Here is an 11,953-nt window from a genome sequence, read left to right as displayed (position 1 = left end):
AGGTCAGCCGAAGATCGGGCTCGCGAGCCAGGGCCAGTGGATGTCGAACCAGCCGCCGATCATGGCCGCGGCGCCGAGCAACCAGAGCGTGGCGAGCACGATCGCGCAGGTGCCCAGCGCGAACGCGCCCTTGACGAGGATGTTCTGCCGCGAGAGCCACGCTGCGAACCGGTCGTAGCGGGCGCGGGCGAAACGCAGAAGCCGGTGGGCCCACTCGAATTCGGTGGCGAGGATGCCGAGCCCAGCGAACACGATCAGCCATCCCGGACCGGGATACGGAATGGCGACGATGCCGCACGCCAGGACGATGCCGCCGATCACGCCCACCGCGATCCGCCAGACCAGCGCACCGTGCCGGGTGGAACGGATGCGCGCGCGGAACGCGCGCGGCCCCGCGAGGGTTTCGGTGCTCCGATCGTCCATCACTCCACCGTACCGACTGAAATCGCGGGAATCACAGCCCGACATTCTCCCCGTGTTGCGATCGCCATTCCGGAACCCGCCCACGTAAACCATCACATCAATTGCGGAGCCACTTTTGATCGCAAACGCCTGGAACGAGTTCCATTAGAAGACAGTCGCTTTCGCTACTGCGAGGTAACCAAATTGGTTCGAACAAAGGACGCCGAAAACCATTGGGATCGCTGGGGAATGGTGATAAGTTCAGAACTCCCAGGACATCCACAGGCAGGCTTCAGACACTCATCCCGAGTGTCGGCGCCGAGCCTCCTCCTGGGTCCACATCCCTTCCATCGGCATCCTCGCTCGAGCTTGCCGCACCTTCATGAACCGGAGGTCCTTCCATATCTCATACGTCACCCAAGCATGCCCGAAAGACGGTGCGCCGCAGTGCTGTCGCCGTGACAGCGGTCGCTGCAGCGGCAGCGATGACGGTGGCTGCGCCCGCGGTCGCGAACGCCAGCACCCCGACCGGCAACCCCCAGGTCGACGCGCTCCTCGGCGCCGCCCCGCTGCTGCCCGGCGGCATCCCGATCGCCGTCATCCCTCAGGTCGCGCCGCCGATCAATCAGGGCGTCGCCGCCTGGAACCAGATCCCCGTGATCAGCGGGCTGATTCCGGTGTCCAACACCGTGGCCACGAGCACGATCTTGACGCCCACTACGCCGCTCGCTCCGGGTTGGATCGGGGCGTGGACGTCCGACACCTTCAAAGTCGGTGCGCCCCTGGGTCTCGGTGGACTGACGAACACCACGTACGGCCTCGTCGGTCTTGGACCGGGCGGCCTCGGCAGCATCGGTGGGAACAACACCGCGATCAGCGGCCCGCTCGGCAGCGGCCTGAACCTCAACACCAGTCTCGCCGCCGTCACGAATCCGCTCACCGGTCTCACCACCTGGACGCCGACCCTCGGCCTCGGCGCCACCGCCCCGCTCGGCCTCGGCGGGGCCTCCGCGACGATCGTCCCCGTCACGGTGACCTACGGCCCCAACACGTTCATCGTCGGCCTTCCCGCCGTGAACCTCGGCCTGACCACGCCGCTCGGCGGCGGCACCGTCGGACTGAACCTGGGCAGCATCGGCTTCCAGAACGGCCAGCTGGTCCTCGTGACGCCCAGCCTCACCGGCGCCATCACGACCCCGCTCGGTGGAGGCAACCTCGGTGTCACTCCCGGGACGATCAAGGTCGGCACCGGTGGTCTCGACGTCACCGCTCCGGACGTGACCTTCGGGACCACCGTCCTGGGCCAGAACGTCGTGAGCGGCACCATCGACGGCGGCACGGCGACGGTGTCGCCCACCAAGGTCGAGGTCGACGGCCCGTCGGGCACCGTGACCGCAGGTCCGGCCGGCGCACAGGTGAAGGTCACCGGCGACGCCGGCGATCTCAAGGTGACGCCCACCGAGGTCAAGGCCACCGGACCGTCCGCAAGCACCCAGGTCACCACGCCCGTCGGGAGCGGCGGGGCGCACGTCGAGACCGGCAGCGTGAACGTGTCGAACGGTGTCGGCACCGTCACCGGCCCGACCGGCGGCGCGAACGTCAACACCCCGGCGGGCAGCGGCCAGGTCGAGGCCTCGGGCGGCCAGGCCACGGTGAACACGAACACCGGCAGCGCCTCGGTGACGGGCCCGAGTGGCTCCGTCGAGACCCAGACCGCCGCGGGCAACCACGGCGTCGACGCCGACACCGGCGCTGCGAGCGTCGACTCGAACGGCCCGCACGTGACCGACACCCCCTCGGTCGACGTGCACTGAGACAGGTTCGATCCGCACGGCGGTCGGGGCAACACGCCCCGGCCGCCGTCGGCGTGTCCGTCCTACTCCGGAACCGGAGATGCGAGTCGATCAGTACAGCCAGACGGACTGCGCGCCGGTGTCACCGATCCGGTAGACCCAGATGGCACTGCCCACCGCCAGCGCCACGATCACGACGGACAGGACCCACCCGGCGATCCGGCGCCCGCCGTGCAGCCCGTCCCCCTCGCCCGACCGGAAGTCGTGCACAGCCCAGAACGCGAGGGTCGCGACGAAGAGCGGCGCGATCCACCAGATCATCTCGTGACCGAGATCGATGTGCTGTGCGAGCACGGGGTTGATGTGCTTCTTCGTATCCGCGAGCGCCTCGCCCGCGTTCGTCGTGATCGGCGTCAGCGCGGTGGCCACGAGCGCGACCAGCGGCACGAGGAAGCCGAGCCGCCGACGCGCAGCGGGCCACACCACGGCCGCGATCGAGAGGACCACGGCGAGCACGATGAAGACCACGGCGAAGTGCACGAGCAGCGGATGCAGTGGCACGCCGTTGACGGTCGGGGCACTCGCGGGAACGGTCATGCTCTGAGGAAAGGTCCTGATCCTGGGACTCGACTGTGAGCACCCTGCGAGGTCGTCGGGACCGATCGCTCAGCGGGGCAGCCACACCGCGTCGCTCGAGCCCCTCGGGACGAGGACGGTGCGGTACTCGCCCGGAGTCCCGGACATGCGAACCTGGTCCGTCACGCCCTGATACCGCCCCAGGGGCGTGTCGGAGGTGAAGGTCTCGGGCTGCGGGTACTCGTGTTCCCCCGCCGTCCCCGCGATCCGGTGCGCGTAGTCGCGGTCGAAGACGCCGAGTGACAGGATCCACAGCGCTACGCGAACCAGGGAGACGTGCACGCGATAGCTCCCGCCGTCGACGGCGCGCCGCGTGAGGGCCTCCGTGATCCCCGCGGCCATGAGCCACGAGACGATGTAGTCGTTGACGACGAGGATCGGCGGCAGCGCCGGGTCCCCGTCACCGCCTTCGAGATTCATCATCCCCACGAGGCTGCCCGCCGTCTGGTCGAAGCCCACCCGATCGGCCCACGGCCCCTCGCCGCCGAAGAGCGATGCGGTGGCGTGGACGATGCCCGGCCGTCGCTCGACGAGTTGCTCGGCGGACATCCCGATCGACGCCAGGTACCCCGGCCGGCGGTTCGCGTAGAACACGTCCGCCCCGGCGGCGAGTTCCCGCAGGGTCTCGGCACCGTCGGCGCGGTGCGGACTGAGGAGGCACGACCGGACCCCGACGTTCGCGGTCACGTAGGTGGTGTCGTGCTCGTGCTCGCCCGGACGCCAGACGTTGAGCACGTCGGCGCCGTGCAGGGCGAGCGCGCGCCCGGCGCCCGCACCCGCGATGACGTGCCCCATCCCGAGGGCGCGGATCCCCGACAACGGCTGCTCGCCCGCCGGCAGCGGTTCGGGCGCGGATTCGCCGATCCTCGTGATCTCGACCAGCGGCGTGCCCGCGACGCCGTCGACGTACTGCGGGTGCTCGAGGAACTCCCCCGCGGACCGCAGCATCGGCAGCACCACCCCGGCCTCGGCGGCGGCCGCCTCCAGCTCGAGCCCGTCCCGCCGGGCGATGGCCGCAGCGACGGCGGCCTCGTCGTCGGGGGCGCCCAGGAGCCGTTGCGCGGCGACCTTGATCTTCGGGTAGGGGTTGAGCGGCATCACCCAGCGGTCGTCGCGGGTCCGGTAGAAGCGGAAACCGAAGGCATTGGTGGCGTCGGCCGACGAGGCCGCCGGGTAGCCGTTCAGCAGCTCCCAGCGGCGGTCGTAGAACGGGCACAGGCGGTGCGGGGTGGGCCGGATGTCGATGTCGATGTCCTGCCCCTCGCCGCCGCGCAGGCGCCACAGTTTCGCGACAGCAGCGGACTTCGCCGCGAGCGCGATCGACGTGGCCCCGGCGAGGCGCAGTGTGCTGGGCACCACGGGATCGGCTCCGCGGAACCGGATCTCACCGCCGATGTCCGCGGCAGTCATGCCGAGGGCGGCGAGCACCTCGTCCAGTGCTGCGTTCAGGTCGTAGCCGTCGTCCGTCGCCGGGTTCGCGACGGTGGCGCGAATGCGCTCGGCGAGTGGGTCGGTCACCGTCGGGCCTCCGGTCCGGTTGCCGCGAGGACGGACTCGGGCACCGGCACGATCCGGGACCGCAGGTACTCGCCCACCGCCTTGCCCACCTGGTCGATGCGGTCGTTCGACGATCCGCCCGTCCCCAGCAACCCTCGGAACACGAAGTGGACCGCATGGAGCTCGGGGAACTCGTGCCGCACGATGTCGAGGCCCTTGGCGTCGGGGAACAGGCGCCGCACCTCGTCGGTGGAGAGGAAGCGGCGCAACCACGGCCAGGCGGCCGCGTCCGGCGCCCAGATCCCGACGTTGCTGTTCCCACCCTTGTCCCCGCTCCGGGCGTAGGCGACCGTGCCGAGCGGAACCTCCTGCACCGGACCGGTGTCGGGCACCGGGTCCGGCTCCGGGTGCACGGGCTGATCCGGCGCCAGGGTCGCGTCCGGAGGCGCGATCTCGATCACGCTCCCGTCGTCGAGGACCGCGCGGTGAGACAGCTCCGCCGTCGGGAGCAGGCCGGGCCAGTAGTCGATGGTCGGCACGGGCGCGCCCTGGAGCACCGAGGCGCCGTCGTGGAAGATGCCGGGGAAGCTCTGCAGGTAGAGGCTGCCCAGGCGGCGGATCAGCCCGTACGCGGTGAGAGCCTCCGCCGTGGGGGCCGTGGCGAGCACGCGCAGCGCGACGGTCGCCTCCCACTGGGTCTCGGGGTCGGCGGCGGGAACGCCCACCTGGGTCACGGTCACCTCCACTCCGTCGGGCCGGTCGAGCTCGAGCTGCGACCGCAGCAGGTCCACCTTCGCGGGAACCTCAGTGCCCGTGGCGAAGACGGTCCCGACCACCCGGTACCCGACGATTCCGAAGGTCGCGACCTTGGTCGTCGCGGGTGGCGGCGAGCCGGCGGCGCCGGACACCCGCACTCGATCGGGCCCGTCCTGCTCCAGGCGCACGCCCTGCAGCCCGACGGTGACGTCCGGGTTCAAGTAGGTCGGGCCCTGGATCTCGTAGACCAGCTGCGCGGTCACGGTGTCGACGGTGACGGCGCCGCCGTCCCGCGCGTGCTTGGTGATCAGGGCGGAACCGTCCGCCGAGATCTCCGCGATCGGGAAGCCGGGCCGGCGCAGGTCGCCGAGTCCGGAGAACCCGGAGAAGTTGCCGCCCACGGCCTGCGGACCGCACTCGATGATGTGGCCCGCGACGACGGCGCCGGCGAGGGCGTCGAAATCCTCGCGGTCCCAGTGATGCCACCAGGCTGCGGGGCCGGTGATGAGGGAGGCATCGGTGACGCGGCCGCAGACGACGATGTCCGCCCCCTCGGCCAGAGCCGCGGTGATGCCCCATCCGCCGAGATAGGCGTTGGCCGCCAACGGTTCCGCGCGCCAGGTATCGATCGGGGCGCCGGTGTCGAGGTTGTCGAGGCGGTGTCCTGCGGCGGCGAGCTCCTCGAGTCGCTCGAAGACGGCATCTCCTTCGACGTGCGCGATCCGCAGGTCCGCTCCGGCCTCCGCCGCTTCCTCGCGGAGCGCAGCGGCGAGTGCCGCGGGATTGAACCCGCCCGCGTTGGTGATCACCGTGATCCGGCGGTCCGCGATCGCCGTCAGGTGCGGTCGCAGCTGCTCGACGAACACGGGCACGTAGCCCGCCCGCGGGTTCGACCGGAACGCGCCGACGAGCCCGGCGAGCGTGATCTCGGCGAGGTAGTCGCCGACCATGACGTCGACGGGGTCGCCCGCCATCACCTCGTCGATCGCCGTCGCGCGATCCCCCAAGTACCCCGAGAAATTGGCGATCCGCACCGGTCGCTGCTCCATGTCCGCCTCCATCGTCGCGTCGTCCAGGTTCGACGGTAGGCCGCTCCGGCACCGTCGGGCCAGGACCGTTCGGGCCCGCGAACCGGACCGCAACGGTCCGGTGGCGCGTAGGGTCCGGGGATGGAGATCTGGCATCTGCGCTACTTCGTGGCGGTGGCGGAGGAGGGCACCGTCGCCCGCGCCGCCGAGCGGCTGCACATGACCGCGTCGCCCCTGAGCCGCCGGATCCGCGACCTCGAACGGGAACTCGGCGCCGCATTGTTCGTGCGGTCGCACCATAGCCTCGACCTGACGTCCCGCGGCTCCGAGCTGCTGCCCCGGGCGACCGACGTACTGGCCCGGTTCGACGCCATCGCGTCCTCCGCCGCGCCCGCGCGGATGTCCCTCGGCATCGCGCCGGACGTGTCCGGAGCGGCACGCGATCTCGTGCTCGGCGCGATCGCCGAGATCCGCCCCGGAATCGAGGCGTTGCTGTCCCCCGCCCACACCGGGCCGCTGCTCGCCGCCGTCCGCGCCGGCGAGCTGGAACTCGCCGTCGCGCACGGCCCGATCGAGGAACCCGGTGTCGACGCCGTGCTCCTCGAGCGCCGGGCGACGTACGCCGTCGTGGGTCGCGGCACCGCGTTCGGGGACCGGACCTCGGTGCACCTCTCCGAGCTCGCGGACCTCGCGTTCGCATCGATCGACCGGACGGCGGCACCGGCGCTGTACGGGAGACTGGACGAGACACTGCGATCCGCGGGCGTGCACCGCCGCGCGACGGTCCCGGACTCCAACTTCGCCGGTGTCGCACAGCTCGTCGCGGCCGGGCAGGCGTTCACCCTGTCGACGCGGGACACCGGCACCACCGCGCGCCTGTTGCGCGACGAGGACGTCGTCTTCCTCGAGGTCGACGGTGGCGGTCACCTCTCCACGTACGCGACCTGGAGCTCCGCGCGCGCCGCAGCGGACCCGCGGGTACGCGACGCAGTGGCCGCGATCCGTCGGGCTGCGGCCGGAGTCGTCAGCGCTTCCCGAGTTCCTCCGCGAGCATCACGATGATGCCACTCGGCCCGCGGACGTACGTGAGCCGGTAGACGTCCTCGTAGGTGCCGACGCCACGGAGCGGGTGGCAGCCGTGCTTCGCGGCGATCGCGAGGGCCTCGTCCAGGTCGTCCACCGAGAAGGCGACGCGGTGCATCCCGATCTCGTTGGGCAGAGTCGGCTCGGTCTCGATGGCGTCGGGATGGATGTACTCGAACAGCTCGATGTGCCCCTGCCCGCCGGGTGTCTCGAGCATCGCGATCTTCGCGTGGTTGCCGTCGAGCCCGACGGCGGTGTCGGTCCATTCACCACTGACCGTCTGGCGGCCGATGACGGTGAGGCCAAGGTCCGTGAAGAACGCGATGGTCGCTTCCAGATCGCGCACCGCGATCGCGACGTTCTCGAGTGTGATCGGCATGTCCTCGAGGCTATCGGCCCACGACGAGGTCCAGCCGATTTCGAACCGATCCCCTGCGCCGGCGGGACTACGCTCAAGCGGTGTCATCGGAACGACCGGCCGTCGTGGTGAGCCACGAATCGGACCTGGGACGCTGGACTCAGGTCCTGTACCGTCCCGATCCGCTGCTGGCACCGTTCGTGCGGTCGATCGAGGGATTCGACGAATCCACGCCCCGAGCGGTTCGCCGCATCGAGCCGGCGGCTGCCGAGGCCGTCATCATCTTCGGATTCGGGGACCCCGTCGTGGTGAGTCCTACTGCGGCTGCCGCCGGCACCCCGATGTCCTCGTTCGTGGTTCCGCTCCGGGACCGCCCACTGTATGTGGACTTCGCCGGATCCCAGGCGGGCGTGCAGGCGAACCTCACGCCGCTGGGGGCTCGGGCGATCCTGGGAACGCCGCTCGGGGACGTACCCGGCGCCGTGGACACCGGCGAGTTCCGGCCCGACCTCGACGCCCTCGCCGACCGGCTCGCCGATACTCGCGACTGGATCGAGCGGTGCCGGATCGTCGAATCCGCCCTCCGTGCGCGGGTCGCGATCGCCGGTGATCCAGCGCCGCAACTCGTGGCGGCATGCCGGGCGATCACCGCCGGCGGATCCGTCCAGGAGGTCGCGGACGCGGTCGGGTGGAGCCGACAGCACCTGCATCGTCGGTTCGCCCGCGAATTCGGGCACGCGCCGAAGGTCGTCCACCGACTCGTCCGATTCGGTCGTGCCGCCGACCTTCTCGGGAGTACGGATCTCGTCGACGTCGCGACCCGCTGCGGCTACTACGACCAGGCCCACCTCAGTCGCGAGTTCCGGGAGTTCGCCGGGTGCTCGCCACAGCAGTTCGCCGACCGGCGTCTCCCCGACCTCGGGGGTTTCGAGGACGTGACATTCGTCCAAGACGCGCAGTGACGGCGATCGCGATGATGGCTTCATGAATGAAGATCCGTCTCCGACGACGACAGCCATCGCGATGCTCTTCTACAACGACGTCGCGGCGGCTCAGGAATGGTTGTGCACCGCCTTCGGCTTCGAGGCCACGGCCGTACACAGGGATCCGGACGGTGCCGTCCTCGGCGTGGAGATCGATACCGGCGGCGGGCGCGTCATGCTGCTCGGCGGCAGCGACGAGGCGGCGCTCGGGATGCGCAGCCCCTCCGCGCTGGGCGCGATGACCGGCGGCGTCTACGTCACGCTGGCCGATGTGGACACGCACCACGACCGCGCGGTGCAGGCGGGCGCGACCATCGCCATGCCGATCCAGACGATGCCCTACGGCTCCCGGGAGTACGGCGTACTCGACTGCGAAGGGCACTACTGGAGTTTCGGCAGTTACACGCTCGTGTGACAGCGACGCGCACGGTTCGAGGTTGTGGCTCACCCCGCCCGGATGCGAGCAGCCGTGACAATGCGGGAACACTCATCGAGTCCGCACGGGCGTGATATACGAAACTCGAGCGTCTTTCGCGCGTCCGTCAGTACCTTCCCAGTACCAGCGCCACGTCGTGGCCACCGAACCCGAAGGAGTTGTTGAGCGCATAATCGATCCGTCCGCGACGAGCATCGCCGTGGACGATGTCGAGGTCGATGTCCGGGTCCTGATTGTCCAGATTGAGCGTCGGGGGAATCACCTCGTCACGCAGGGCCAGAGCGGTGAGGGCGGTCTCCAAGGCGCCCACGGCACCGATCGAGTGGCCGAGCGCGCCCTTCGGCGCGTACACCGCGGCGTCGGTACCGATCGCCCGGATCGCCTTGGCTTCAGCGACATCGCCGATCGGCGTCGCCGTCGCGTGTGCGTTGATCAGATCGATGTCTGACGGGGTCAATCCGGCAACCTCGACCGCACGGCGCATCGCGCGCTCCCCGCCGCGCCCCTCGACATCGGTCTGCACCATGTGGAACGAATCGGATGTGATTCCCGCACCCATGAGTCGGGCGATCGGCTTCGCACCTCGTGCCAACGCGTGCTCCTCGGTCTCGACGATCATCAACGCTTGGGCCTCGCCGAACACGAAGCCGTCGCGATCCGTGTCGAAGGGGCGAGATGCCCGCGCGGGGTCGTCGTTCCTCGTCGACAGTGCTCGCATCATGGAGAAGGGGGCGATCACCGGACTGTCGATCCGTCCTTCGATTCCGCCGCAGACCGCGATGTCCGCGTCACCCAACACGATCTGGCGCCAGGCGTGCGCAATCGCTTCGTTGCCGGTCGAGCAGGCGGAGACTGGCGCGATGGCGCCGGCGCGGGCACCGATCTCCAGTGCCGCGACAGCGCAGGCACCGTTGGGCATCGCCATCTGGACGGTGAACGGTGAGACCGTCCGTACCCCGCCATCACGGAGGGCATCGACAGCCTGGACCATCGACTCTCCCCCACCCAGTCCCGTCCCGACGACGGCAGCCAGTCGAGTCGGATCGACGTCCGGTCGACCGGCGTTGTCCCACAGCCGTTTCGTCATCACGTGCGCAGCTTGCTCGACGTACGACATCCGTCGTTTCGAGACGTGTTGCTTACTGATGTCCCCCGCGTATCGGCGATCCGGGCGTTCCGGGACCTCCGCCGTCGGGTCTTCGAGAAGTTGCCCACCGATACGGACGGGAAGGTCGGCGATCTCGACCCCGACGAACTCGCCGGTCAGCGGACGAATACCACTTCTACCTGCGACCACACCGTCCCACGTCGACTCGGTGTCGGTTCCGATCGACGTGGTCAGTTCGATCGCGGTGATCACGACACTCGGGAATCCGCCGCCGAGAGTGGTGAAACTTCGAATGTCTGCCATAGGTTCGATGGAACCCCAGTCCGCGATGGAAAGCTCTGCGGAGCGAACCAGAATCGGAGCCGAAACCTTGTGGGACATCAACGAACTGATCGGTTCACGCACCGATCAGTCCACATCCGGGACGTCGTCCGCCTCAACGGTTTCGCCACTGGCGCGGGAAACCGTGCAATCCTCGGCACAGCGCCTCATCCACCTGCCACGAAGGTCTACGAGGATTCCGGCGCGCGATCGTCCGACTCCCATCGCTCTGCTACGGTGCAACTCAGAGCTGCTCGCACAGCCACCCGAGTTGTCAGGCGCCCGCGTCGCCACAGACAGCGCTCGAGGGCAAGGTCCACCGGATCTGCGACATCGCAACCACCACCGAACAGGGTGGCGGAGGACGCGGACAACTCCGTCACCGAATCCGGATGGTGATCGACGATGACATCGAACTCAGCACGCAAGCGCGCCGCACGGGACTTCAGCCGGCGCCACGGAGTGAATTACCGCGTCGCGCTGCAAGCTGTGGGAACCCATGATCCGGACCGGTTCCATGCCTTCGCCACACGAGTCCTGATCGAGGCTGTTGAGGGATGCGGAATCCGGCACTGGGCCGATGTGGAGCACTGGGACGGCTCGTCGCGAATGACCATCACCGACCTCGGCGGGGAGTCGTTCGAGGTGACCGTCTCAACGATCCGCCCGGCGTTGACCGCGTTCCTGGAAGCCGATCCCGGTGCCGATCTGATGGACCTCGACGGCTATCTCGCGGACGAGTTCATCCAGCAGGGGCTGTTCGGACTGGTCATCTACCGCAGCGAGGTCACCCATCGCCCGAGAACTGCACACCGGGCCCGCTGACCGGCGCGCCGCACACTCCGGGCTGCAGATACAACGAAACCCCCTGGACTCCAGGGGGTTTCGTGTTGTGCGCGATACTGGGATTGAACCAGTGACCTCTTCCGTGTCAGGGAAGCGCTCTCCCACTGAGCTAATCGCGCCTACATGAAGTGGGGCTCAGCCGCTCCATTGCGGAGTGGCTGAGCGTGTTGGAGGCGGCGACGGGAATCGAACCCGTGTGCACGGCTTTGCAGGCCGTTGCCTCACCACTCGGCCACACCGCCACGGTAAGCCCACTTCGAGCGGATGACGGGATTCGAACCCGCGACCCTCACCTTGGCAAGGTGATGCGCTACCAACTGCGCTACATCCGCATTCGTCCGAACCGGCGCTTGAAACGCCTTTCCGGTGCGAGAGAGAACACTACGTGAACATCGCGCGCTCTGCCAAATCGGCAGGTCACCCCATGTTTCGTGTGCAGTCGGCGTGGTCGGAACGCACCCGAGGCCCCGTCGGCTTACGGGTTGAAACTGTAATCGCTGATGGGGCGCCCGATTACCCTTTCGCTCAGCGGTCGTGTTAGTGTTCTCTCTCGTTCGCCTCCCTGGTAACACGGAGTCGCACGCAGCTTCGGTCCTATGGCTCAGTGGGAGAGCGTCCCCTTCACACGGGGAAGGTCGCTGGTTCGATCCCAGCTAGGACCACCGAGAAACCGCCTGGCAACAGGCGGTTTTCTTCGTTTCGAGGC

At 69.0% G+C, this 11,953-nt stretch carries 11 protein-coding genes and 4 tRNA genes; 6 read left to right on the top strand and 9 right to left on the bottom strand.

Features of this window, described 5'->3' with window-relative positions; translation table 11 throughout:
- Positions 1-3: 3 nt before the first annotated feature.
- A complete protein-coding gene (locus AXK60_RS02205) occupies positions 4-423 on the bottom strand; it encodes a TIGR02611 family protein (RefSeq protein ID WP_068569331.1) in 420 nt (139 codons plus the stop codon).
- Positions 424-860: 437 nt separating this feature from the next.
- Here AXK60_RS02205 and AXK60_RS02200 point away from each other — a divergent pair, with 437 nt between their 5' ends.
- Positions 861-2,216 carry a hypothetical protein gene (locus tag AXK60_RS02200; protein WP_139057705.1) on the top strand — a complete coding sequence of 452 codons (1,356 nt, stop codon included), beginning with the start codon at positions 861-863 and terminating at the stop codon, positions 2,214-2,216.
- A 90-nt stretch (positions 2,217-2,306) separates the two neighbouring features.
- Here the strand turns inward: AXK60_RS02200 and AXK60_RS02195 are convergent, their stop codons facing one another.
- The 3 genes from AXK60_RS02195 to AXK60_RS02185 form a co-directional block, all read right to left on the bottom strand.
- The gene (locus tag AXK60_RS02195; RefSeq protein WP_068569329.1) at positions 2,307-2,792 is read right to left on the bottom strand and encodes a DUF2231 domain-containing protein; all 486 of its coding nucleotides are present in this window, start codon (positions 2,790-2,792) and stop codon (positions 2,307-2,309) included.
- Positions 2,793-2,861: 69 nt separating this feature from the next.
- Positions 2,862-4,349, bottom strand: a complete 1,488-nt coding sequence (locus tag AXK60_RS02190; protein WP_068569328.1) for a CoA transferase — start codon at positions 4,347-4,349, stop codon at positions 2,862-2,864.
- Complete coding sequence (locus AXK60_RS02185) at positions 4,346-6,133, bottom strand: acyclic terpene utilization AtuA family protein (RefSeq protein ID WP_068569907.1); 1,788 nt, start codon at positions 6,131-6,133, stop codon at positions 4,346-4,348. The genes AXK60_RS02190 and AXK60_RS02185 overlap by 4 nt, the downstream gene beginning before the upstream one ends.
- 120 nt (positions 6,134-6,253) lie before the next feature.
- On the opposite strand from AXK60_RS02185, the gene AXK60_RS02180 reads away from it, so the two are divergent.
- Positions 6,254-7,174, top strand: coding sequence for a LysR family transcriptional regulator (locus tag AXK60_RS02180; protein ID WP_068569327.1), 921 nt, complete (start codon positions 6,254-6,256; stop codon positions 7,172-7,174).
- Here AXK60_RS02180 and AXK60_RS02175 read toward each other — a convergent pair.
- Complete coding sequence (locus AXK60_RS02175) at positions 7,137-7,574, bottom strand: VOC family protein (protein ID WP_068569326.1); 438 nt, start codon at positions 7,572-7,574, stop codon at positions 7,137-7,139. The two genes, AXK60_RS02180 and AXK60_RS02175, sit on opposite strands and share 38 nt — an antisense overlap.
- 80 nt (positions 7,575-7,654) lie before the next feature.
- Here AXK60_RS02175 and AXK60_RS02170 point away from each other — a divergent pair, with 80 nt between their 5' ends.
- Together AXK60_RS02170 and AXK60_RS02165 are read left to right on the top strand one after the other, a co-directional pair.
- A complete protein-coding gene (locus AXK60_RS02170; protein WP_139057704.1) occupies positions 7,655-8,515 on the top strand; it encodes a helix-turn-helix domain-containing protein in 861 nt (286 codons plus the stop codon).
- 22 nt (positions 8,516-8,537) lie between these two features.
- Complete coding sequence (locus AXK60_RS02165) at positions 8,538-8,951, top strand: VOC family protein (protein WP_068746481.1); 414 nt, start codon at positions 8,538-8,540, stop codon at positions 8,949-8,951.
- A 127-nt stretch (positions 8,952-9,078) separates the two neighbouring features.
- On the opposite strand, the gene AXK60_RS02160 is transcribed toward AXK60_RS02165, so the two are convergent.
- Complete coding sequence (locus AXK60_RS02160) at positions 9,079-10,383, bottom strand: KasA/KasB family beta-ketoacyl-ACP synthase (RefSeq protein ID WP_068569323.1); 1,305 nt, start codon at positions 10,381-10,383, stop codon at positions 9,079-9,081.
- A 423-nt stretch (positions 10,384-10,806) separates the two neighbouring features.
- On the opposite strand from AXK60_RS02160, the gene AXK60_RS02155 reads away from it, so the two are divergent.
- Positions 10,807-11,226 (top strand): hypothetical protein, encoded by a 420-nt coding sequence (locus AXK60_RS02155; RefSeq protein WP_068569322.1) that lies wholly within the window; start codon positions 10,807-10,809, stop codon positions 11,224-11,226.
- A gap of 68 nt (positions 11,227-11,294) precedes the next feature.
- Here the strand turns inward: AXK60_RS02155 and AXK60_RS02150 are convergent.
- The 3 genes from AXK60_RS02150 to AXK60_RS02140 all read right to left on the bottom strand — a co-directional run bounded on the left by AXK60_RS02150 (position 11,295) and on the right by AXK60_RS02140 (position 11,579).
- Positions 11,295-11,366 (bottom strand) — tRNA-Val (locus tag AXK60_RS02150).
- Positions 11,367-11,415: 49 nt separating this feature from the next.
- Positions 11,416-11,489, bottom strand: a tRNA-Cys gene (locus AXK60_RS02145).
- Positions 11,490-11,506: 17 nt separating this feature from the next.
- Positions 11,507-11,579, bottom strand: a tRNA-Gly gene (locus AXK60_RS02140).
- A gap of 258 nt (positions 11,580-11,837) precedes the next feature.
- Between AXK60_RS02140 and AXK60_RS02135 the strand changes: the two genes are divergently transcribed.
- A tRNA-Val gene (locus AXK60_RS02135) sits at positions 11,838-11,909 on the top strand.
- The last annotated feature ends 44 nt before the right edge of the window (positions 11,910-11,953 follow it).

It is taken from the genome of Tsukamurella pseudospumae (assembly GCF_001575195.1).
GTDB lineage: Bacteria > Actinomycetota > Actinomycetes > Mycobacteriales > Mycobacteriaceae > Tsukamurella > Tsukamurella pseudospumae.
This window is presented reverse-complemented; position numbering and strand designations above follow the sequence as displayed.